The organism is Pontiella desulfatans, from assembly GCF_900890425.1.
GTDB lineage: Bacteria > Verrucomicrobiota > Kiritimatiellia > Kiritimatiellales > Pontiellaceae > Pontiella > Pontiella desulfatans.
This window is the reverse complement of record NZ_CAAHFG010000001.1, coordinates 1,232,513-1,255,614: the sequence shown is the minus strand read 5'-3', so window position 1 is coordinate 1,255,614 and position 23,102 is coordinate 1,232,513. Positions and strand designations below refer to the sequence as shown.

The window sequence follows — 23,102 nt, the reverse complement described above, 5'->3', positions numbered from 1 at the left end:
GCATGGGAAGCAAGTAGATTCAAATAAACGCGCGATGTTTACTTCCCGTTTACCGGCATCCACTTTTTGTGCTCTTTAATCACGGGAACGTATTCAGATTTCCCTTTAGGCCCTTACAGGCCGCGCAGGAACGACATGTTGTTCCTTACGGACATGTTGTCTGGCGTAGCGTGGAATTCCGATTCCGCGTATCCGCACGAGCGATAACCCCGGCACGCGAGAACTCGCAGTTGGAACTACGAGCTACGGCTTTGCATCGGCTGCCGAAGGCCTTTTGTTCCGGGCGCAGCCCAGGAACAAACCTAGCATCTTTCTGTTTAAACTAGATGATATTCTCGACGTTGTTATCACAGAAGGTCGCTAAGTGCGCAAAGGTAAGTAATTCCATGTTTCGCGCTCTTTGCGACCTTCTGTTAGCTCATAACATAGTTATTTTTCCGGATAGGCCGATCCAAGCTTATGCATCGTCAGCGATTCCAGCAAAGCCCCATCGCCGAGGGCGAAAAGTTTTACGGGGCGGTTGCCTGCCGTGGGTTCTACTTTGATGTGCATGCAGAGCAGGCCGTCGTTGCCGAAGATTTCCAACACACCGCGGTCGACAAGAATTTGAAGACGAACTTTGCCGGCGATGGTTGCCAATGGCCGGGTCAGCCCCTCACAGGTGATCGTTTCATCCGCACAGTTATACGCGGCCTTGACGCCGCGCAGGTTAAACACGACTTTTTCCGCATTGCCCGGCCTGAAGGTGCAGTCCAGTTCAAACGCGTCCCCTTCTGTACCTTCCATGATGTTTTTCCCGGAAACTATTTTACCGCGTTTCCAGGTGTTGGTGGTTTCACGAAGCAGGGCGAGTTCAGGCACCGGGTTTGCATGAATTCGCGCACCGTCACCGGTGGTACGTAACGTCAGTTCCATAGGGAAATTGATCAGGTTATTAAACGGCATACCGGGATATCTGGCTGTTCCATGAACGATTAATATACGTCTTCGATCATCCGGCATGCCGCTGAACGTCTGGGTGGCGGCAAAGCTGTTTCCCTGCCGAATGGTAAATGGTCCGCTTTCGGGCGCAAATCCATAGCCGTCAAAGTGGCCAATAAAGTATTTGCCGGCCCCGGCACACAGAATCCATTTCTTATTGTTTGGATCCCCATCCAGCGGCAGTTCGAAGATATTGGGCACCTCGATGGTTTTCGGAAATACAAACGTCGAGGTCGGCGTCCAGTGGAGCAGGTCCTTTGATTCAAAAAAGCCGAATGTACCTCGCTCGGGCATCTCCCGTGATAAATCCAGCCAGAGATACATCACCCATTTTTGACCCGGCTCATACCAAAAAACCTTGGGATCGCGTTCATCCCGTCCAAACGTATTGGGCAGTACGGGATTGTTTTCATATTTGGTCCAGGTCATCCCGCCATCCAGACTATAGGCCATGCATTGGGTAAACTGACTGCGGTTGGCCATGCGGGGCAGAATGTTGGATCCTCTATTGGCGGCGGCGGTATAGAAAGCAAGAAGCGCGTTCGTTCCGAAGCCGGCGGAATTATTCCAGTCCTTCACAGAGCTGCCCGACCACATGGCTCCCGTTTCATCCGGATAGAGCCATATCGGTCGCTCCTCCCAATGGACCAGGTTGGTGCTGACGGCATGCCCCCAGTGCATGTTGGCCCAGTCTGTTCCATATGGATTGTGCTGATACCCCAGATGATAGGTGCCGGAATCATAGACCAGTCCGCAGGGATCGTTCAGCCAGCCGCGCCGGACGGTATAATGAAAAATCGGCCGCAGCGCCTCATCATAGATGGTTTCGGCTCCAACAATCTCGTCCGACAGAATCAATGCATCCAACTGTGAAGCGCTGGCATGAACATCGTCCACCCTCACCAGGGCCTCTTCACCCTAAACCTCCGAGAGATCAAGGAAGGCATAAAAATCCGGCGTCTCGGTCTCGGCCAGCTCGATCAAAAACTCGTGAACAACCAATCCGTCCACCACCAGTTCCATCCGCTTCTTAGGTGCACCGGTTTTAACCGGCAGGTTCAAATACCGCTTGTTGAGCATGATGACCGCATCAAACGAAAGATCGCTTTGGACGATGTGATCCACCTGAACAAAGCCCCACGCATTCGTGGCCGTGTCCAGGATCTGAATGGTCGCCGTGCGGCCTTTCAGTTCGCTGACATTCCACTGCATCCAGGTCAGTTTTCCTGAATCGCCCATGCCGACCGCCGACCGAACCGGCCGGCCGTCAATCATGAGGTTCATGCAGGTTTTTCCCCGCTGGTTGCCACCTCCAATCAGGAACTGGATATAGTCGCGCTGGACAGTGAACGAACGCGAGGTCAGGCTGCCCTCCCCCGCATCTCCATCATGGTGACTGCTGGCAAACTGACACCCCATAAAGCCGGTCACGTTCTTTTTACCGCGCGTCTCGTTGGAGACCGGCTCTGTACCAAAAGCGCGCCCTTGGGTTTTCCAAGGAAAAAAGCGTGAGCTCTCAAAATCCTCAATGAGGATATCCAATGAAGATCGGGGTGCGGCTTTCTTAAAGCTATCCAGCTGCTGTGCCGCACCAACCCCGACGCACAGAGCCAGATGGATCGCAAGGAGTTTAAACATTACTTCCAAATGGAATGCAGCCGATAGATTTTCAGCGATTTAATGGCGCCGTTTTTCACCGCCGTTTCGGTCGAGTCGATCTGTTCCGGCGTGCGATGACGTGCCTTGTAGTACAAGCCACCGTTGGCATAGACCTCATTAAACGTACGATCCGTAAAGATGCGTGCCGACTTACCTTCGAAGGAGGCGTCGATGCCATTGATCATCAGCTCGTGCAAGCCATCCTCTTCGAACTCAATAAGCACTTCGGTCAGTTCCCCTTTGCAGTCATCCAGGCTGCCCAGCTCTTCGGCGCGCAGGGTTTCCAGCTCTTGGATGGGGATGGAGGCCAGGCGCAGCCCTTCTTCCGTTTTTTTCAATTGAAGCTCATGCGGCAGGGACATCGCCTGACTCGTCAACTGTCCGGGATAGCGGTCAGTGAACTGTTTTTTGTTCTTTAGCCATCCGATGCGAATCACGCGACCGTCCGGGGTCTGGCTGAAGTTCTGCGCGGCATAGAAGCTGCCGTGCTGCGTCGTCCAGAAGCTTGCCGGCCCCCCAAAGGGGCCGGATTCCTTATGGAAGGTTTTTCCGTCAAACCGACCGACGAAATATTGAGCCTGTCCTCCATAGAGCACCCATTTTGTCTCGCCATCGATCTCGAAAGGAAAGATGTCGGGACATTCAAAGGCGGCGGCACGATGCGGATCGGTGAATGCACCCGTTCGCTTCCAGCTCCTCAAATCCTTGGATTCATGGAACGTGAAATTATAATTCTGCTCCTTTTTGTTATTTCCCGCCATCGGGACAGCTTCGGTTTCGGCGCAAGGGTCACTGTTAAAGACCACCAGAACCCATTTTTTTTCGGGCTCATACCAGAACACCTTCGGATCGCGACCCGTGTGTTCAACAATCGGGTTTTCCGGCAACTCCTTAAACGTGATCCCGCCGTCATGGCTATACGCGAGGCATTCGCCCCGCCCCGTGCTGGTGAAGGCGACGAACAGCGTGTTTTCGCCCAGCCCGGCCGAGTTGTTGAAATCCACAAAGCCGCCGCCGGAAAACATCATATCCGCCGTAGTCTTCTGGTACAGGGCAATGGGTTCATGCTTCCAGTGCACCATATCGTCGCTGACGACATGCGCCCAGTGCATGTTTCCCCAACCAATTCCAAAAGGGTTGTGCTGGAAATAGAGGTGATATAACCCGTCGTGGTAGACCATGCCGTTCGGATCGTTCAGCCAGCCTTTACGCGCCGCGGCATGAAACTGGTTGCAATACGGTTGCGCCAGGTCCGCCGCTTTTTCCTGCGGCAGGTCATCGCCGATCCTGATCTGTTCAAAAGCCGCCTGAAAGTCCTGCGGGTTTGTTGCATCCGACACGATTTTCACCGTGACCGTACTGCCTTTCAGCTTGAAGGGGGCCAGCGGGTATGTAGCGATCCAGTCCGCTTTACCGTCGCGCGGCAAGGCAACGTCAAAATCCTGCACGAGTTTTTCCCCGTCAAAGATTCCCAGTTTTACCCGAACTTTTTTGCCTGACGCATTATCAACCGGGATATGCAGATGGGTCTGATCGACCGCAAGGGTCTTCTCCAAGGGCGCAACAGCAGGCTGTTCGGACAGGACAATCTGATCAACACTGATATGCCCCCAGCCCCCTGTGCGGCGGTCAACAATTTCAACCACAGCCGTTTTGCCTTCAAATTCACGCAGATCCCAGCTCACTGGGCGCAACTCCTCGGAAGCAAATCCCGCCGTTTTCCGCACGGGCTTTCCGTCCACAAGTAGCTGGACAAAAACTTCATCGGAAAACTTTCCGCCGCCAACCAGCAGATTCATCCAGGGGCGATCAATCGCAAACTCGGGCGAGCGCAGCATTCCGATGGAACCATCCCCGCCATGATACGAACTCGCCAGCCCATCCCCCATGTAGCCGCTGACCTTCTTCTGCTTCGGCAGCGTACCTTTTGCCGGGGCTTTGCCAAAGGCCTTGCCTTCTTTATGCCAATCGCCGTAGGTGCCGCCCTCAAAGTCGGCAATCAGGATATCAGCTCGGGTGGCTCCATGGCAGACCGCCGTCACGAGCACGAGAGTAAGTAGCGTTATAATGCGTTTCATAATTAATGAACTTCCTTCAAATATAGTCTTTATCGGATACCGAGTTTTTCCTGCATCTCTTCAAGCGAGACGCCCTTGGTTTCCGGCACCATAAACTTCACCCAGACCAGTTGCAGGATCATCATGAAACAGAAGAAACCAAATACGGCGGCGGGAGCAAAGGCCTCCACCATTTTCGGGAAAAACAGCGTCAGCAACGCCGCAAAGATCCAGTGCGTGAAACTGCCCAGCGATTGACCGGCCGCCCGGTTGCGGTTCGGAAAAATTTCGCTGATAAACACCCAGATCACCGCTCCCTGCCCGATCGCATGCGCTGCAATGAAGGCAAAGATGCACGCGGGAACGATGGCAAAGTTTTCCGTGGAGAACGCCCAGGCGCAAAGCCCCAGGGAAGCGATGTAGCCGAACGACCCAATATACAGCAGCGTCCGCCGACCCAACCGGTCGATCAGCCAGAGACCCACAAAGGTAAAGACCAGATTCGTTACACCGATCCCGACCGACTGCAACAGCGCGGCAGATTCTTCCAGCCCCGTCATTTTAAAAATACGGGGAGCAAAATAGAGGATCGCATTGATGCCGGAGAGCTGGTTGAAGAACGCAATCAGGAACGCCAGTGTAATGGGCTTCATCAGGCGCGGTGCAAAGAATTTTTCAGCGTGGTCCACCTTCGCAACAGAAGCCGCAACCTCGTCAGCCAGGGATTCGAGTTCCCCGTCGGTCAGCTCCGGGTTGATGCGGCGGAATACATCCATTCCGCCTTGGCGGTTGCCGCCATGCGTGATCAGCCAGCGCGGACTTTCCGGCAGGCCGAAACACATGATCGAATAGATCAGCGCCGGAATCGCCTCAACCCCCAGCATCCAGCGCCAGGAGTGTTCGCCCACGTTCGCCAGCAAGGCATTGGAGAGGAACGCAATCAGAATACCGAAAACGATATTAAACTGGAACATGCCCGCTAGCTTGCCCCGGTCTTTCGCCGGCGCAATCTCGGAGATATAAAGCGGCGCGGCTACCGTTGAGATCCCGACACCCAGCCCCCCGATAAAACGGGCAACCATGAAGGAGTAGACCTCCGGCGCGAAGGCCGAGCCGACCGCCGAAACAAAATAGAGAATACCGATCCAGGTCAGCGTCGTTTTCCGCCCGAATTTTTCCGTTGGCCAGCCCCCGACCATCGAGCCGATCACCGTGCCCCAAAGCGCCATGCTGATGGCCAGGCCATGCACCGTGGCATTCAATCCCCATAGGGTTTGAATGGTCTGCTCTGCGCCGGAAATCACGACGGTATCGAAGCCGAACAGGAATCCCGCCAGTGCGGATGTCAGCGCCCAGATGAATAGTTTTTTATTATGCATATTTTGTTCCGTTCTTTACATTCTCCGGGAGTTCCGGTGTTGCACTGTCCTGCATGCAAACATAGGTCGACACCTGGAGCGCATGGTCGTTAATTTCATCGATCGTGCGTCCCGCCAGCAGGCTCATGCACAAGGCTGCACTGAAAGAATCTCCAGCTCCGACACTATTAATCGCCTTGCCCGGATATCCAGGCTGATCACTGATTTCGTTCATGGTTGCCAGAAGGCTGCCGTCAGGCCCGCGGGTATAGGCAATCATCTGCAAATCAAAACGCTCAACCAGCGTCAACAACTGCTCTTCAACCTTACCGGACAAGGCAAACATCCGGGCGACCACCGGCAGTTCTTCATCGCTTAACTTGAGCACATTGCACAACTCTAGGGAATCCGCCACGATTTCCTTCGAATAAAAATCCTGGCGGAGATTGATATCATAGATTTTCAGAGCATCCGGTTTCATGGCCTGCAGAAAACCCCTAATGGTTTTGCGGGATCCCTCATTGCGCTGGGCGAGCGAGCCAAAACAGACCGCGTCTGTTTTTTCAGCCAGCTGGACCAGAGCATCCGACCAGGGAATGGAATCCCATGCGACCGGCTGCTTGATTTCGTAAACCGGTTTACCGTTTTCATCCAACTGGACATCAACCGTTCCGGTAGGCAGACCGGGCGTTTCCGCAACGAACTCATCCGGAATGTTTTTCGACGCCAGAATTTCTCTGATATCCCCACCCAGCTGATCCTTGCCCACTGCGCTAACCGGGATGCCCTGTGCTCCAAGTTGCTTGCAGTGATAACAGAAGTTCAGCGGAGCACCCCCCAAACGAGCCCCCGTCGGGAATAAATCCCAAAGCAGTTCCCCGATTCCCACAATATTTTTTTTCGTTTTCAACAGACCAGACCTCGTCAAATTAAATGCACTATTCAGAATGTGATGAAAGGTATAGCATCGCCATGACCGCCCGCCTATTTACATTAAGATTACATTTATTCTGAATTCATTTTCCCATAGATACCAGCTGCAAGAGAGTATAAATTGGAGGTTGACTTCTATCCTAGTGTAAATATTTTTACCTTTCATTGACAATCCAGCCAAAAAACCCTTCGAGATCCATGGCGACCAAACACCAAACCATCTACACCGAAATTGCAGGCAGCATCAAAAACGGAACCTTTAAACCGGGCGACATGCTGCCGACGGAACTGGAGTTGTGCCGGCAATTCAATGCCTCCAGGCCGACGATCGCCAAAGCGATGGAGCGCCTGGTGGATGAAGGTGCCATTGAACGGACGGCGGGTCTCGGCACCACGGTGCTTTCTTCCGAGCTGACCGAAAAAAAGAGAATCGGCCTTCTGATACCGCGCCTGGGCCGAACCGAAATCTTTGAACCGATCGTCAGGGCCATGACCGAAGCGTGCAACCTGCACGCCTTGGAATTGATCCCGCCTCCCATCCCCCCCGAATCGCACAGTTTTGAAGAAAGCACGGAATACATTTGCTCGCGGTTTATTCAGGGGAAACTCGATGGCGTCATCTTCACCCCCGTTGAACATATTGAAAACGGAGTGCAGTTTAATCTGTCCATTCTCGACCGGCTGAAGGCGGCTGAAATTCCCGTTGTTCTTCTGGATAGGGATGTTGTCAAATGGCCGGAACAAACCGCCAACGACCTGGTCGGCATCGATAATATCGAGGCCGGCTTTGTCGTCGCACAGCACCTGATACAACAGGGTTGTTCAAAATTGATCTTCCTCACGCGCCCCAAGCCGGCGACAACGGTTCGGTTGCGCATTATGGGATGCCGCGAGGCCCTGCTGAATGCGGGACACCCAGCGGAAGCCCTGCAGATTGTTAAGATCAATACCCAGACCGAGTTCACCGCAAAACATCTGCTCAGTCACGATGCGGACGGGCTGATCTGCGCCAACGATTCGACGGCAGCCCAGGCCCTCCGCCTGCTGGTCGACGCGGGTGTATCCATTCCCGGAACGATGCGGGTAGCCGGGTTCGATGATGTTAAATATGCATCCCTGCTATCCGTACCGCTTACGACCTACCGCCAACCCTGCAAGGAAATCGGAACCGCCGCGGTTGATGCCATCCTACATCGAATCAGGCACCCCGAAACCGCTCCGCACCGCACCACGCTTCAGGGGCAGCTGATTATCCGGGAGTCCACGCAACGCGTGTAAATCATGCTGTAGTGAATTCGCATATTTGCAGGCATTCCCATTTCAAATTCGTTTTTGAAAACTTAGTGCACAAACAAAAAAAGCGACTCCCGAAGGAGCCGCCCTTTACATACCAGGCCATTGCCTGATGGTTTATTCATCGATGGTGTAGAACAACTTCGGCAAACCGGGGATGGCGTTGGTAACCGGCGACACGGCATTGGAAACCGAAACTCCCCATTCTCCGTTCATTAGATCAGTATTGGTCATAACGTTGTAACTGGCACCGTTTTCCCAGGACAGAACGAGCGACCCATCATCACCCGGCGTCAGGCGGAGGTCGGTTCCCAAGGCGGCCAGCTGCAGACCGTTGAGCACGGCAATGTCAGCATCCGCATCACTCAGGTATTCGATCCAGAGCGTATCCTGCACCGCATTCGGGGTGAAACTGATCCGGACATAGTCGGCCCCCTCGGTGAGGGGATGGGGACCTTCGATTGCGTCGGTGGTCGCGTCACCGACTTTCGTTGTATTGGCGTCGATGGACCTGTCCGTATCCGTATCCAGGCGCACCACGAATCTCGCGTCGCGGCCCGACTGGGCAGCACCGTACACCACCAGTTCATAAGGCATCCCGGGTTTCAGTCCTTCAATAAAGGCATGGCGAAGAGCATTATCTTTCAGCAGGTGGTCACTCATCAGGCCCACGGCATTCGTAGCGAAGGAATCATATTCGGGATGGCTGGCGGAATACGCATAGGCTTCCGTCAACAGGCCTACAAGAACCGCCGACTTACCCGAAGCCGTACCATCTGAATTTACCAGCCCCCCCCACAACAAATTCATTGGTGTACTGGCCGCCGGAAATGGTTGCCGTATTCGTCGCATCGATGGGGGTCGGCGGTGCCACGGCATTCCAGAGGTCATTACCGGCATCCGCCAGCGCGCCCTGACCCGAATAGGTAACCGAATGGGTATCCCCGCCGACGCCCGGCTGGAAATCGACATTCAAGACAGACACCGTCGCAACCGAAAGTTTTTCACCCTGCACATAAAACACAATCGTCTCATAGGTGACACCCCCTGTTCCGGAAGCTGCGAAGGTGATTGCTTGCGCACCGCCGGGGCCGGCATCGGGCCAGGTCAGGGTGCTTGAGACCGACCCGGCACTGGAACTCCCCGGAAAGGTCGCCCCAGCGGGCAGGCCGCTGGCTGAGAGCGTGATCATCGCGCCCGGGTTGTTCGTATCGGTCGCCGTAACCAACAGCGTTACATTGCTTCCCTGAGCAATCGTCAGGTATTCAGGCAGGAGCTGGCGAAAGAGAAATATTTGCCCTGAATGGGTAACACAAGACGGGTGTTGCGCCCTCTCCCCGACAGATATCCGAAACTTCGACGGGCTTCGCACCAACCCCGACGATCCCTCCACATATCCGAACGGAGAACCCTACCCGTCAATAGCAACCGTCTATTGCCAGCAACTTGTGATAACCTCCGATCACCGTGGCGAAGAAATAGAGCTCTCTGCCGCTTTGCCTCGGGACTGGGAAAATACTATTCGGGACGGCGGACTGTTTCCGGTATTGAACTCCCCCACTTATGCCATTAACGGCTGGCCAATCTCCATTGAATGTCACGGCAAAGGATGGGTGCGGATTGCGCTTAACCCCGATTTTCGGACCACCGGCTTAAGTGGAACCTGCGTCCTCAACATGGTACAAAAGGACGCATGGAAATGGGAAGAAAACGAAGAACATTCACGGACAAGTTCAAGGCCAAGGTGGCGATTGAGGCCATCAAGGGCGTGAAGACATTGGCGGAGCTGGCATCGGAATATCAGGTCCATCCGAACCAGATTTCGGATTGGAAGAAGCAGTTGCTTTCGAATGCGCCGGATCTTTTTGCATCGGGGAAAAAGAAGCAGGCTCAAACGGAAGAAGAGCTTACGGCTCCACTTTACGAAGAGATCGGGCGTCTGAAGATGGACGTGAAGTGGCTCGAAAAAAAGCTATGAGCCTGCCGCTTTCAACGCGCCGCAGCTGGGTGGAGCCCGGCACCGATTATTCGGTTCGGCGGCAGTGTAGGCTCGCAGGCGTCCCCAGATCGGGCTTCTACTACGACCCCGCCCCGGAAACGCCGGAGAACCTGCTTCTGATGCGTTTGATCGACGAGCAGTATCTCCGGCATCCGGAGTTCGGCTATCCACGCATGACGGACTGGTTGCGTGATCAAGACTATGATGTCAATCACAAGCGGGTCGCCCGCCTCATGCAGCTGATGGGGATTCAGGCCATCACGCCCGGTCCGCACACGAGCAAGCCCGCCCCGAGGCACAAGATCTACCCTTATTTGCTGCGCAATGTGGACATCGAACGGGTGAACCAGGTTTGGAGTACGGACATCACCTACATCCCGATGCGGCATGGATACATGTACCTGACCGCCGTAATCGACTGGTACAGCCGCTATGTGCTCGCCTGGGAGCTCTCAAGCACCATGGAGAGCACGTTCTGCGTTGATGCGCTGGAGCGTGCGCTGACGCAGGGGAATCCGGAGATATTCAACACCGACCAAGGAAGCCAGTTCACCTCGAACGCCTTCACCGGTGTCCTGTTAAACGAGAACATCACCATCAGCATGGACGGGCGAGGCCGGGCGTTGGACAACGTATTCATCGAACGACTGTGGTGGTCGGTGAAGTATGAGAAAATCTATCCCGCATGCTATGCCGACGGGCATGCGTTGCATCGGGGCCTTGACAGCTATTTTAAATATTACAACCACGAGAGGAAGCACAGCGCTCTGGACAAACGCACCCCCGCCGAGGTATTCATGGAAGGAGCAGTCAGAACATGATCGCAAGTGATGCCGTCGCTGCGCTCCGCCCTCGGCCCTCCGGGCCGCCCCTTCGGGGACGGGCTCCGCTCCGCGACGGCATCATGGAAGGGCGGCTCGTTGGCCGCCAGAACACGGAACAGGGAACCGCAGGTTCCACCTTAAGTTCACCGATCCGTGGTTTAAGATTGGGGGTAGGCGCAGATATATCTGGGAGAAGACGACATCGATTACAGAGGTACCAGAATGGCTGAGTGGGTATTATCTTTTCGTTTGAACGAGATTGGCCGAGGAGGCTGGAAAAAGCTATCAGTCGGTGATGAGAAGATCATGATACAGCTTACTTGGCATACCGTCGCTTCCTGAAACGAGGAATCCAACAAGCACCTTTGCCTGAAACCTTAGGACTTTCAGTAGCGGATCTCCTCTTCAGGATGTTGATCAAATAAACATTTAGCCAGGTGGCACGGGATACATCCTAGACTCCTAAATACTACTTCCGCTTACTAACGACTCCGAACTTGGGCGTTTTACCGGGTATGAATCTATATGTCTCGACTTCAATTGTAAGACGTCACGCAATATTACCGAACGGTAGTAAAACATGATACGAATGGCAAAATACCACCAATTATTACCGTTCGGTAAAAAAGGTTGTCTTTGATTCTTTTTGTGCTAGGTTTATTACCGTTCGGTAACATAAGGAGCAATCATGACTGTTGATGAAGTCGGAAAAATTATTCGAAGAGCCCGTAAAGCGCAGGGCATCACTCAGAGTGCATTGGCGATGACTGCCAACACAGCGCCCCGCTTTATATCGAATCTCGAAAACGGCAAGCCGACCTGCGAAATCGGCAAGGCTCTTCACGTTCTCGAATGCCTTGGCATATCCATTGAAATGAAGGACCCGGCATGAAAACGCTGATTGTATATTTTCACAGCCAAAGAATCGGCACTCTGACTCAGGACTCCATTGGAAAATATGCTTTCCAATATGACTCGGAATGGACCAGCGACCCGTCTGCACATCCCCTTTCACAATCCCTACCCCTGCGCGAGGAAGCCTATGAGGAGAAGGAATGCGCGGGATATTTCGGCGGTCTGCTGCCGGAAGACTTCAACCGTGATCTGATTGCCCGCAACATTGGCATCACGGCCGGAAATGATTACGCCATGCTGAAAGTGCTCGGCGGTGAATGCGCCGGTGCCGTAACCATTCTGGATCCCGAGCAGGAAATAACGATCCGGGAACACAGCTACCATCCTGTCTCACAGGAAGAACTCGAGACGATTCTCGACACCCTGCCCCACAAGCCGCTTCTGGCCGGGGAAGCAGAAGTTCGCCTGTCCCTGGCCGGCGCCCAGAACAAGCTGGCCGTGTATCACGACAAAAACGGATTTGCCCTGCCCCTCCATGAATCCCCGAGCACCCATATCCTGAAACCGCAAGTCAAAGGATTCCCCGGTCTGGTTGAAAATGAAGTCTATTGCATGCAGTTGGCCCGCAAGGCCGGCCTGCCGGTTGCAACCGTTGAAGCAGTCCAGACCGGACCGCACCGATGCCTGATGATTGAGCGTTACGATCGCGTTGGTGAAGGCTCCGGGCTGCGACGCCTACATCAGGAGGACTTCTGCCAAGCCATGGGTATTGTCAGCAGGTATAAATATCAAAATGAAGGCGGCCCAACCCTCGAGCAATGTTTTCAGCTTGCGCGTAAATCTTCTTCCCGGCCAGCCAAGGATCTGATCACTCTGTTTGAAGCCGTACTTTTCAACTACCTGATCGGCAACAACGATGCACACGGAAAAAACTTTTCGCTGATCTATCGCCCCTCTGACGATCAGCTTCGGATTGAACTGGCCCCGTTATATGATCTGGTCAGCACAGCGGCCTACCCCGATCTGTCGCCGAGAATGGCCATGAAGATCGGTAGCAAATATAATCCGGCCGATCTCCGCTTACGACATTGGGAAGCCTTTTGGAAAACAGTCGGGTTTTCGCCCAAACAGGCGCTCGGGCAAACACAAAACTTTCTGGAACGGATTGATCAGCTTCTGCCGGATTCAGCGACCTGCGAAATGGACGAAAAGATACAGGCAACCATCCAGAAACGCCACCTCATCCTGACCCGCATGTTGACGACATAGCCCACTGCCATCTGGGCACTACGAGTTATCCCTACTCGGAAGCCAGCTCGGCCAAAGATCATAAAACAAGTTCGCTTTAAGCCATGAGTGGTGTCCTGACTGGATGCCCTGGGGCTGAGGCCCTTGGGGTGTGAAAAACACAAGTTCGCATTTGCTCGACTAGGCTGGATTCGAACCTACTTCACCTTCCCCCCAATCCGTCTGTAAGTTCAAAACCGACTACTTAGACAACATGGTTTCGGATTGCCGTCCCCTATGGCTACCTTACGAAAAAACCTGCGACGTGGAGGGCGGAGAATGGAGAGCGAACGGAGAATATTTGCCCAAAAATCAACATCCGGCACCAAGCATTGGGGATCAGTCCCGAGTAGAGAATTTCGAAATGCCGCATTTACTGGGTAAAATGCGTATTTTTCCCGCGACGGGAATTGATGGGAAGTTCGTATTAAGAAAGTTTGGTGCCGGAGGTGGGACTCGAACCCACACAGATTTCTCCGCGGGATTTTGAATCCCGTCAAATACATAACTTCAACCAACTATAGAAGGTTATTCTAATTATATGATGCATTTATGATGTATTTCAGTTGATTTACATGACCTCTAATCGTACCGTTTGCAACGCAAATGAACAGGTACGCACAGGCATGAAGACAACCAGCAAAAGAAGCTACACCAAACGAGGCTATGGCCGGCTCTACATTCGCACAAAGGATGGCAGAGAGCGGAAGCCAGGTTCCGGGTTTAAAGGAACATATTATCTGGAGTATAACTATCCTACAGGAGAAATAAACCCTGTAACGGGGAAGCAGGTAAGCAAGCGCAAGAAGGTTCAACTCACATTTGAAGATGGCTCACCTGTCACTACCCACCCAGAAGCGGAGAAGGCACGGGAGCGAATTGTAAACCAGTATCTTTCCGGCAATAAGAAGGAACGCCTCGAACGGCTCAAGGCGGAGCTAGAGGTTATTGAACACGATCAAGCCAAAGCCATTGAGGACGCTAATCCCCCGCTAACCATAGAAGATGCATGGGAGGCTTATCTTTCAAGCCATGAACGCCCCGACAGCGGAGAAGAACTTCTGCGGCGCTATAAAGGCTATTGGAACAAGTTCTCCGGCTGGGTCTGCGCGCAAAACTCCGAGATACAATTTTTGAGGGACATTTCCACAAAAGATGCGAACCAGTACGCAACCCTTCTCGTAAAGAAAAAAGTCACGCCCAACACGTTCAACAAGCACACCTGCTTCCTGAGGTTATTGTTTAAAACTCTTAGTGAACCGGCCCGGCTTGATAGCAACCCCTTTGATAAAATAAAAAGCAAGAAGCTCAAGACAGAGCCCCGCCGCGAGCTGGGCATTGAGGAGCTAAAAAAAGTGCTAGCCGAGGCAACAGGCGAACTACAAACACTGCTTTTAATCGGCACCTTCACCGGGCTGCGTATTGGCGACTGCTGCACCCTCACATGGAATGAAGTTGACCTGGAACGCGGCTTGATCCGCCGCGTTCCAAACAAAACAAAAAACAGCAAGAAGACCCCGGTTACGATTGGCTTGCCAAATGCCTTACTGGCCCAACTAGGACGCACGCCCAAGGGGAAGCGCAAGGGGTACGTGCTTCCAAAATATTCAGCTCTCTACATATTCAGAAACAAAGACGGCGAACAAACACGACGCTCACTCATATTCCGTGAGACACAGGACCATTTCGAGAAATGCGGAATTCAAATCCACAAAGAAGACACCGGCTATAAACTCGAGCCTGTCACCGGCAAGCCCGGAAAATTCAAAAAAGTGCACACCGGGAAACGCGCCGTAGTTGAAGTAGGCTTCCACTCATTGCGACACACCTATGTTTCCCTGCAGGCGGAACGAGGAACCCCTTTAGCAGTCGTGCAGGCCGTTGTTGGACACGGGAACCCGGCCATGACTGCGCACTACACCCATATTGGAGAGGAAGCCGCTCTACAGGCAGCGAAGGCCTTGGACTCCGGCATTACCGATGCGGAGTTCGAGGAGGTTCGCGAGGTGCCTAGGTGGATCAGGGAAAAACTGGAGGCGATGACGGCAGAGAACTGGGAAAAGATTAGGGGGGAGTTGCTGTGAGCAAGAAAAAGCAATCCAAGGCGTACCAAGGCAAGATTGCATTCGAGGAGTATGGCAGACGAGTAGCAACCTATATTGATCCGAGGTTATTCTATCTATCCAACGTGGCAATCACGCTATCCTCCTTTCATCGGGACGGCATCCTCTCACCGGAGGACATAGAGTTTTTCAAACAAGCTCTAGTCGCAGAGCCCCTCCCTCAAGAAGAACTGCAATTCAAAGCGCGTCAACTGGACGAGCGCCTCAGAGAAAAATTTCAAAATATCACACGTGATGCAGAGAATACCATGCATTCCTTTTTATCGTGCTTGAACAAATATGATCGATCAGATGATAACCAAGACGATGATACTGTTAACTTGTTGGCCTGTCTTTGCACATCCATGGATCTACTGCATTCGTGGAAAGATGCAGACGATGAAACGATCCGTGATGCAGTACGTGACGTAGTTTATGAAAGATTGGTTATCGACATTGAAACTGCCGAACGCGTCATTAGCCGGCATCTACAGGTTTGCACACGAAAGGAATTCCAAGAAAAACGCGCGCCATTTAATGCCAAAGGGCTGCTGAAATTTTGCCACTTCAGCCAGAGGAATTCCTGCCCTAAAAAAGCCGCGGCTTTTCTTCGATCACTAGACAAAATAACAGTCAAACTTCACCTGGACCAAAATAGTCTTACCCCCAAGGGTGAAGATGAAACCACATGGCTTGCTGATGAGGATTTTATCGAAAGCCTGAAGAAATGCCGCGACATACTCCGACAACTCCACGCTTTACCCGAGCTCACGAAAAGCCTTATTGCACGTGCTCTCCAAGAGGATCTAGTCAACAATTTTCAACTATATGAGAAGAGCGCATACGGGAAAAACGCCAATAACCCAATATCCGAGTTATGCCTTGTTGACCTTCTTATGGCTAATACTGATTTCTACGAAAATACTGCGAAGCACTTTGATATGATGATAAAAGACTTGTCCTCCAAACGCCACAACAACCAGATCAATGCACTGGCTGAATTCTCCGGCTTATGCAAAATAAATGGCATCAAACTGGCATATACCAAACAGTCCCACTGCTACGAAATAGCCGACATTTTTCTACGTCTAAGCAATCTCTCCTCTGGACAATTTGAGCAACAACTTAAGGTTGCGATAGAGCGCGCTGAATCATAAACGAATCATAAACGAATCATAAACGAATCATTTTCCATACCAACATCTAATCAAAATAAATATGTCGAAAATAACATCTGTCGCAATTCATTGCTGTCCTTAATCTTCCGTATAAATCCCTAATAATCAGAATTTGCAGGCCCCTCACTGGGGGGACAGTAAGTGGCTAGTTATGATTTCATCAGATCCGTTAAGCAATAAACGGAGAAATCAGATGAAAAACACGACAAGACAGCTCGTCCAGCTGGCGATGGACAACGATCCGGAGATCGATCCGCACATGACGAAAGAGTTTCTGGCCCTCTTGGCCGGAAAAACACGGCGTCGGAACCTAATATCACTCAAAGCGAGTTCAGCAATTTTGGACTGTTGTGAATTGACCGTCAGGCGAATGGTCAAGCGCGGTCAGATCCACCCGATCAGATTTTCTGCACGGCGGATCAGATACGACGAAGAAGAGATACTTCGCATCGCCTCTCAAGGTATCGCCGAGGGGGTACAAAATGACTGATAAAAAAGACCCCGCGCTGGCAGGCGCGGAATCCCATACTCGAACACAAGAAGAACATATCATGATCGATGCTACCCTGCAAGCGTTCGATGTTGCAGCTGAAGAAGCGCGAGTTGCCTCAAATTAAATGACACCGAAGCATCCGATAGGATGCGGGCGGAAAGGATTCGTTGACTCACAAAAAATCACACCCTGTATACAGGGAGGATGAAAGAGATGAGTTGCGAAACCAGAATGGAATACATCGCGGTACAAAAACGCCGCTATAGGCGCGCGGAAAAGGCCTACAAGACCCGGTTGCTCGATGAAGTATGCGCGGTATGCGGCTATGATCGCAAGCATGCCACCAAGCTGCTCAACGACTCGTTTACGCCCTCCAGGGGCAAACGCGGCCGCAAAGGCGAGTACGACTCTGCTGAATTGCGCAAGACCCTCAAAACTCTGTGGCTTCGTTCTGGACAACTGTGCGGGAAGCGCCTCAAGCCTGCTATGCCACATTGGCTGAAGCACTATGAAAAACATTACGAACCGCTATCGACCGAATGCCGTGAAAAGCTACTGAGAATCAGCCCGGCAAGCATCGACCGGGTGCTCAAACCCTTCAAAGCGCAGTACCAGCGAAGGCGCAATACCGGTACCAAGCCCGGCTCGCTGCTCAAGAATCAGATCCCAATCCGCACCTCCACCGAGGACATCGACCGGCCCGGCTATCTCGAAGCCGACACAGTAGCCCACTGTGGCGGATCGATGAGCGGGGACTTCATCTGGTCGATCACCTATACGGACATCATAAGCACCTGGACGGTAACCCGCGCGGTCTGGAACAAAGGCGCTGAAGGCGTGATGCACCAAACCCACGACGTGGAAAACAAGCTGCCCTTCGCCATCCTGGGCTTCGACTGCGACAACGGCAGCGAGTTCCTCAACCACCATCTCACGCGCTACTTCCTGCAACGCAAACAGCCCGTCTGTTTTACACGCAGCAGACCGTACCACAAGAACGACAACGCCCATGTCGAACAAAAGAACTGGACGCACGTGCGCGAGTTGCTCGGCTACGACCGGCTCGACAACCCGGCCATGATCAGAGAGCTCAACGCACTCTACCGCGACTGGGAACGGCTCAACAACTTCTTCAAACCCTCGTTCAAGCTAAAAAGCAAGGTTCGCGTCAAAAGCCGGTACAAAAAGAAATACGATGCCCCCGCCACGCCCTTTGACCGCCTGAAGGTCAGCGGCATCCTTGGCGAACAACAGGAGGCTGCTCTGCAACGCGAATACGAAACGCTCGACCCTTTCGAGCTGGGCAATCGCATCCAGCGCCGACGTCGCAAGATCGAAAAAATGAAGAAAACCGGCGAGTCCGCCGCAGTCGGGGAACCCGGGTTCCCCGACTGCCTCCCCACCTTGACAACCCCCGAATTAGAGGGTACCCATTAATGCAGTCAAACGACTCCTCATCCGCACCTCTACGGTGTCATTTATTTTTGAGGCAACGCGAGCGGGCCACACAACGAACCTTACCGCCTATTACGACATTACTCGCAAAGAGTACTTGGTATGGAACGGCAGTCAATGGATTCACCATTCTGAATCTCAACTCAAACGCAGACTGCGCCAGGCCGGCATCTCGGCCAAGCCATCTGACGGATTGTTGCTAAGCGCGGCGGATAGCGAAATTCTGAGGGTTCAAGATAACTGCGCAGTCTCTTATGCTGGACCTCTCGCCGGCTATAATGAAGGCATCACGGAACAGAACGGGAACCGCGTGCTCGTGACACTTAGCCCTCAGCTTTTAGAACCCGTAAAGGGGGGCTTTGACGTCCTGCTGAAAACCATCAAAGCCATATTGGATGATCCCGACCAACCAGCTCAACTGCTTCATTTCTTCGGCTGGCTCCAATGGGCTGTAGCAGCCCTGCGGAGCGGCAGCTTGATGCCTGGGCAGGCCCTAGTCATGGCAGGACCTGTTGGTTGCGGCAAGAGCCTGCTGCAGAATCTATTCACCATAATCTTTGGAGGACGATCCGCAAAACCTTACCAATATATGATCGGCGGAACGGATTTCAACTCCGAGCTATTCGCTGCGGAACATTTGATGATCGAAGACGAAGCCCCCTCAACGGATTACAGATCACGCCGCAAACTGGGGAGCTTTATCAAGCAAATCACGGTTAATCAGGACCAGCGGTTTCATGCAAAAAAAAGGGATGCGTTAATGTTGAAGCCCTTTTGGAGATTAAGCATCACTCTCAATGATGAGCCGGAGGACCTGCATGTCTTGCCACCGCTCGATGCAGGAGTTGAGGACAAACTGATCATACTGCGAGCCTTCAAACGTGAGTTGCCGATGCCGGCCACAACTCGGACAGATAAAAAAGCTTTTTGGGAAACTCTCCTCTCAGAAATACCGGCATTTTTATACTGGCTGCTCAACTCGTATAAGATACCGGACGCTCTGACCTCGGACCGGTTTGGCATTGCTCATTACCACAACCCGGATTTGATCACGTCCCTGCACACCACAAGCAATGAGGCGGAATTCCTGTCGCTTGTAGAAGCGTACGTCAAACTCCCCTATGCGGGAACCGCCGCCAATCTGGAAAAGGAGCTTCGACAATCAGCAGGGCGACAAGCTGACAAACTACTGTTCTTCGCCGGAGCCGCAGGGACGTATCTGGCACGCCTGTCAAATCTGCCCAACCCGCAGGTAATTAAACAGCGGAGTGCGACCGAAAACAGGTGGCGGATAGTCACGAAGGGAAGTCTGCTTTTTGACCCTCCTTCTCCCCCTATCAGCCACTCTAGTGGAGGGGGTGGAACCCTCTAACTCAATTCATAGAAAAACGGTAGTAGAAAAGATATGAGCACACTCGAACACCCCGAAGGAACTATTCTCCCAGAAACAGGAACAGACCCCTCCACATCCTCCACAACTACAACCATCCCTAGTGTATTTAGGAGACAGAAATATGAAGCAACTCACAAAGTACAATAAGGCCCTCCAATCTATCCCGTTACCCGGTGGCGGAGGATGTCACCCTGCTCTACTTGGTGTCGCTAACCACGGAGTCATGGCGGAACTGACAGACGAACGGATGTTCACCGATATCCGCAACTCAATCCCCGACGGCGACCGCCCGGTTCCGGACAACGAGATCGATGCGGCTATACGGCGCGCAAGGCAGGATCTTACCGGAATCACCTCCACCGGTGGACGGCCTGCCGTTCCCCACAAACCCCGCCCCGTGATCAAATCCGCCTACCTGCCCCACCTCCTGAAACAAGGCAAAGGGATCAGCGAGCAGGATCTCAGGGCAGTCTCGCCGGTACAACTGCTTGAAGTGCCACAGTACGATGCCCATTTCATCCTACAAGTCCTGTTCAACCCCGAAGACATCCTTTTTCTTGGTGGACGGTACGATACCGGGCTCAGACCTGCGAAAGACTGGATAGACTATATTCACGGGCATGGGACATCCGGCCTTCCCCACATCATTCCCAACCCCCTCACAGGCAACCTGGGCGAAAAAAAAGGCGGCGGGCTGTCGTTCCGGTGCGACGCGGCGGTCAAGGCGTTTCGCTACACCGTGGTGGAGTTCGACAATCTCAGCAGGGAAGATCAACTTGCATTCTGGGCAGTGGTGCCCCTCCCCGTGGCCGCACTGATCGACAGCGGCGGGAAGTCGATCCACGGGTGGATAAGGACCGATGGCATCACCGATAGTAAGGTGTGGACAGAGAAGATCGAAACTGAATTGTATGCCCGGCGGCTGATCCCGATGGGTGTTGACCCCAACTGCAAAAATGAGTCGCGACTTAGCCGTTTGCCTGGGCACTGCAGAGAGGAGACGGGTCGCTGGCAAACGCTGCTATACCTGAACCCACATCCGGTACGGGGAGCAATCATCGGGGGCAAACAACACTCACACAGTGCGCACCGACAGAATCTCACTGGTCAACCACGCCATGAACAATGATTCCAGGTACCAGATTCAGGTCTCCCGCCGAGATCCAGTCTCAGAATGTAAAGTCGACGACGCGCCGGACACGGTCCTCGCGATGGACGAGAAAGGGCGTGGTGCCGACATAGCCCTCCCCTATGGAGCAAACAACGAGGCGTCATGCCTCATTGAAGACAAATAAGAAAACGGGGACATCCCCGTGAAGAGCAGGAATAACATGAAAAAGACAAAGAAAATAAAAAACGAGAAATTCACGCTGACCAGTCAGACCAAAGAAATCGATGGCGTCACTCTTCACCGAGTACAGGCGACCTCTGATTTCGGCGATGTTCAGTCGGGGGATCGAGGCGGTTGGCTCGAGGAAACGCGCAATCTCTCCCCGCGGGGAAGAGCCTGGGTGGCGGACAACGCCGCAGTTTACGGCCGAGCAAGGGTTCTGGGGAATGCCCGAGTGGAGGGCGATGCGACGGTCTGCGACCGCGCCAAGGTGTCAGCTAGCGCGAAGATTTCCGGCAAAACGCGAGTCTATGAAAATGCCCAGATCTACGGCAATGTGGAAATTAGCGGTGCGGCTAAGGTATACGGGGATGCATCGGTCTACGGCGACGCAAAAATCAATGGAGCGGCACGAGTCTTTGGGAGGGCGCGCGTCTCCGACCATGCGGAAATCAGCGGGTTTGCGAGGATCTTTGAAAACGCCAAAGTATGGGACCACACGCAGGTGTCGGATTGCGCGACCATTCACGGAAACGCTTATATCAGTGGAAACATCATGGTGGACGGGGTGGCAGAAATCTCAGGAGACCTACGCATCAGCCTGCGCTCTAATGACAACGGACCGAGCACCGAAGTAACCTGCGATACGTCATCCTTTCGTGGCTTCCACCATTCATACTATCGGAAAATGGAGCATCTTCCCGTCCCCGGCCACCTCGTAATCACTCTGAGGGATGCCCTAAGTAATCAGGGGGCGGATTCAATGAAGAGTGAGCTTCGGGCGAGATTGCCAGCCGTATTGACCATCTCGTTCTTGGCGGCGCTGCTCGGAGCGCGAAACATCCAGGCGGTCGTGGAGTTCGGCCAGAGTCTCAACGCGTTTCAGGCCTATGCACTGGGGCTGCCCAATTCGGCCACTGGTGGCGATCTCTGGCATAACGACCCGGCGACCTACACTGAGTTGCATCAGTTCTTCGATATGGATGTAGTCACCGAGACTCTGGAGAAATGGCTAAAGATACACAAGGACGAGCTGCCCGAACATATGGCACCCGACAAACCATTTGTATCCAAGGTGCTCGAGGGCTTTAGACTCATATTCCAGCCGGAACCTAACGTAGCGGCGGCGCAGAGATAAATCGGAACGGCCCCAAAGGCGGGGTGATGGCGCCGTTGCATTCGGCGTCATCGCTTCCCCCGGCGGAACGAACGAGTCTCATGCGAGGCCGTATCGTATTAAGAGAAACACACGAAGGAAACGAAGATACATAATGACAGATGATACATATCGAATGAAGATAAGGAGAAATATACGATGAGTAAGCGTAAGTACCAAATTCTGACATGCGCTGAGGCAAAGCAACTCGCCCGAACCGTTGACAGAACGAATGAGCGAATCTATATCGATGATTTAGAAGTGCTGGCGGCTCGCAGTGAAAATTACGCGCTATTGGATAACGCGATTGGGCACAAGCACTACAGGCTCTCCATCGAAACGGCGCAAGACAAAGAGATGCGGCAGGTGGTCCTCTTCCAGAATCAATGGATTGGCACAGTGGACTGGGGTATTCCAAACAAATTATTTGCCCATTGGAACGAGTGGACCAGCGTAGAACTCAAAGACCTCGACAAGATTGCCCAGATTCAGATGATCTTGCCAAAGCCTTCCCATGTCGCTGGTTTGAGCTGGGGCCCCATCGTACTATTCGCTGTCATGCGGATGCTACCGGAACACTGGCTTGGATGCTTTGGAGTCCATCCTGTGGCCACCGAAGCTTATCTAAAAACATCCGACTCAGAAGCCCCGTACCTCGAGAAAATGGGCTGGAGCAAGGCGCTGGGGGGAAACGACCACGTAACGCGATGGGTAAAGAGTTTGCATGACACAGACTCTTAATCCCTTAG

The 23,102-nt window shown here is 53.0% G+C and carries 20 protein-coding genes; 13 read left to right on the top strand and 7 right to left on the bottom strand.

Features of this window, described 5'->3' with window-relative positions; all coding sequences use genetic code 11:
• Positions 1-429 precede the first annotated feature (429 nt).
• Genes E9954_RS04865 through E9954_RS04845 form a run of 5 tightly spaced genes read right to left on the bottom strand, consistent with a single transcriptional unit; the run spans position 430 to position 6,965 of the window.
• Positions 430-1,884, bottom strand: a complete 1,455-nt coding sequence (locus E9954_RS04865) for a glycoside hydrolase family 32 protein (RefSeq protein ID WP_136078095.1) — start codon at positions 1,882-1,884, stop codon at positions 430-432.
• Between the two features lie 15 nt (positions 1,885-1,899).
• On the bottom strand, positions 1,900-2,619 hold the full coding sequence (locus tag E9954_RS04860) for a hypothetical protein (RefSeq protein WP_136078094.1): 720 nt from the start codon (positions 2,617-2,619) through the stop codon (positions 1,900-1,902).
• A complete protein-coding gene (locus tag E9954_RS04855) occupies positions 2,619-4,718 on the bottom strand; it encodes a glycoside hydrolase family 32 protein (protein WP_136078093.1) in 2,100 nt (699 codons plus the stop codon). Before E9954_RS04855 ends, E9954_RS04860 begins: the two co-directional genes overlap by 1 nt.
• A gap of 29 nt (positions 4,719-4,747) precedes the next feature.
• Positions 4,748-6,076, bottom strand: coding sequence for a sugar porter family MFS transporter (locus tag E9954_RS04850; RefSeq protein WP_136078092.1), 1,329 nt, complete (start codon positions 6,074-6,076; stop codon positions 4,748-4,750).
• Positions 6,069-6,965 carry a carbohydrate kinase family protein gene (locus E9954_RS04845; RefSeq protein ID WP_168441974.1) on the bottom strand — a complete coding sequence of 299 codons (897 nt, stop codon included), beginning with the start codon at positions 6,963-6,965 and terminating at the stop codon, positions 6,069-6,071. Before E9954_RS04845 ends, E9954_RS04850 begins: the two co-directional genes overlap by 8 nt.
• Positions 6,966-7,186: 221 nt before the next feature.
• On the opposite strand from E9954_RS04845, the gene E9954_RS04840 reads away from it, so the two are divergent.
• Positions 7,187-8,266, top strand: coding sequence for a substrate-binding domain-containing protein (locus E9954_RS04840; protein ID WP_136078090.1), 1,080 nt, complete (start codon positions 7,187-7,189; stop codon positions 8,264-8,266).
• 132 nt (positions 8,267-8,398) lie between these two features.
• Here E9954_RS04840 and E9954_RS04835 read toward each other — a convergent pair whose 3' ends face one another.
• Entirely contained in the window at positions 8,399-9,091 is a 693-nt protein-coding gene (locus E9954_RS04835; protein ID WP_136078089.1) for a hypothetical protein, read from the bottom strand.
• Positions 9,039-9,509 carry a hypothetical protein gene (locus E9954_RS04830; protein WP_136078088.1) on the bottom strand — a complete coding sequence of 157 codons (471 nt, stop codon included), beginning with the start codon at positions 9,507-9,509 and terminating at the stop codon, positions 9,039-9,041. The genes E9954_RS04835 and E9954_RS04830 overlap by 53 nt, the downstream gene beginning before the upstream one ends.
• Positions 9,510-9,980: 471 nt before the next feature.
• Between E9954_RS04830 and E9954_RS04825 the strand changes: the two genes are divergently transcribed.
• The 12 genes from E9954_RS04825 (at position 9,981) to E9954_RS04775 (ending at position 23,094) form a co-directional block, all read left to right on the top strand.
• Positions 9,981-11,101, top strand: a protein-coding gene (locus E9954_RS04825; protein ID WP_407947718.1) for an IS3 family transposase whose coding sequence is annotated in 2 segments (ribosomal slippage) — positions 9,981-10,244 and positions 10,247-11,101 — 1,119 coding nt in all. Because the reading frame shifts where the segments join, the coding sequence is not laid out codon by codon here.
• A gap of 691 nt (positions 11,102-11,792) precedes the next feature.
• On the top strand, positions 11,793-11,996 hold the full coding sequence (locus E9954_RS04820) for a helix-turn-helix domain-containing protein (RefSeq protein WP_136078086.1): 204 nt from the start codon (positions 11,793-11,795) through the stop codon (positions 11,994-11,996).
• Entirely contained in the window at positions 11,993-13,228 is a 1,236-nt protein-coding gene (locus E9954_RS04815; protein ID WP_136078085.1) for a type II toxin-antitoxin system HipA family toxin, read from the top strand. The genes E9954_RS04820 and E9954_RS04815 overlap by 4 nt, the downstream gene beginning before the upstream one ends.
• A gap of 644 nt (positions 13,229-13,872) precedes the next feature.
• Entirely contained in the window at positions 13,873-15,330 is a 1,458-nt protein-coding gene (locus E9954_RS04810; protein WP_168441973.1) for a tyrosine-type recombinase/integrase, read from the top strand.
• Positions 15,327-16,505, top strand: coding sequence for a hypothetical protein (locus E9954_RS04805; RefSeq protein WP_136078083.1), 1,179 nt, complete (start codon positions 15,327-15,329; stop codon positions 16,503-16,505). The genes E9954_RS04810 and E9954_RS04805 overlap by 4 nt, the downstream gene beginning before the upstream one ends.
• A gap of 214 nt (positions 16,506-16,719) precedes the next feature.
• The gene (locus tag E9954_RS04800) at positions 16,720-17,016 is read left to right on the top strand and encodes a helix-turn-helix transcriptional regulator (RefSeq protein ID WP_136078082.1); all 297 of its coding nucleotides are present in this window, start codon (positions 16,720-16,722) and stop codon (positions 17,014-17,016) included.
• The gene (locus tag E9954_RS33445) at positions 17,009-17,143 is read left to right on the top strand and encodes a hypothetical protein (RefSeq protein WP_281281191.1); all 135 of its coding nucleotides are present in this window, start codon (positions 17,009-17,011) and stop codon (positions 17,141-17,143) included. The genes E9954_RS04800 and E9954_RS33445 overlap by 8 nt, the downstream gene beginning before the upstream one ends.
• An 89-nt stretch (positions 17,144-17,232) precedes the next feature.
• Positions 17,233-18,456 (top strand): DDE-type integrase/transposase/recombinase, encoded by a 1,224-nt coding sequence (locus E9954_RS04795; RefSeq protein WP_136077388.1) that lies wholly within the window; start codon positions 17,233-17,235, stop codon positions 18,454-18,456.
• A 34-nt stretch (positions 18,457-18,490) separates the two neighbouring features.
• Positions 18,491-19,846, top strand: a complete 1,356-nt coding sequence (locus tag E9954_RS04790) for a hypothetical protein (protein WP_136078081.1) — start codon at positions 18,491-18,493, stop codon at positions 19,844-19,846.
• A 142-nt stretch (positions 19,847-19,988) separates the two neighbouring features.
• Entirely contained in the window at positions 19,989-20,996 is a 1,008-nt protein-coding gene (locus E9954_RS04785; protein ID WP_168441972.1) for a hypothetical protein, read from the top strand.
• Between the two features lie 202 nt (positions 20,997-21,198).
• Entirely contained in the window at positions 21,199-22,335 is a 1,137-nt protein-coding gene (locus E9954_RS04780) for an LbetaH domain-containing protein (protein ID WP_136078079.1), read from the top strand.
• A gap of 177 nt (positions 22,336-22,512) precedes the next feature.
• A complete protein-coding gene (locus E9954_RS04775) occupies positions 22,513-23,094 on the top strand; it encodes a hypothetical protein (protein ID WP_136078078.1) in 582 nt (193 codons plus the stop codon).
• Positions 23,095-23,102 lie beyond the last annotated feature (8 nt).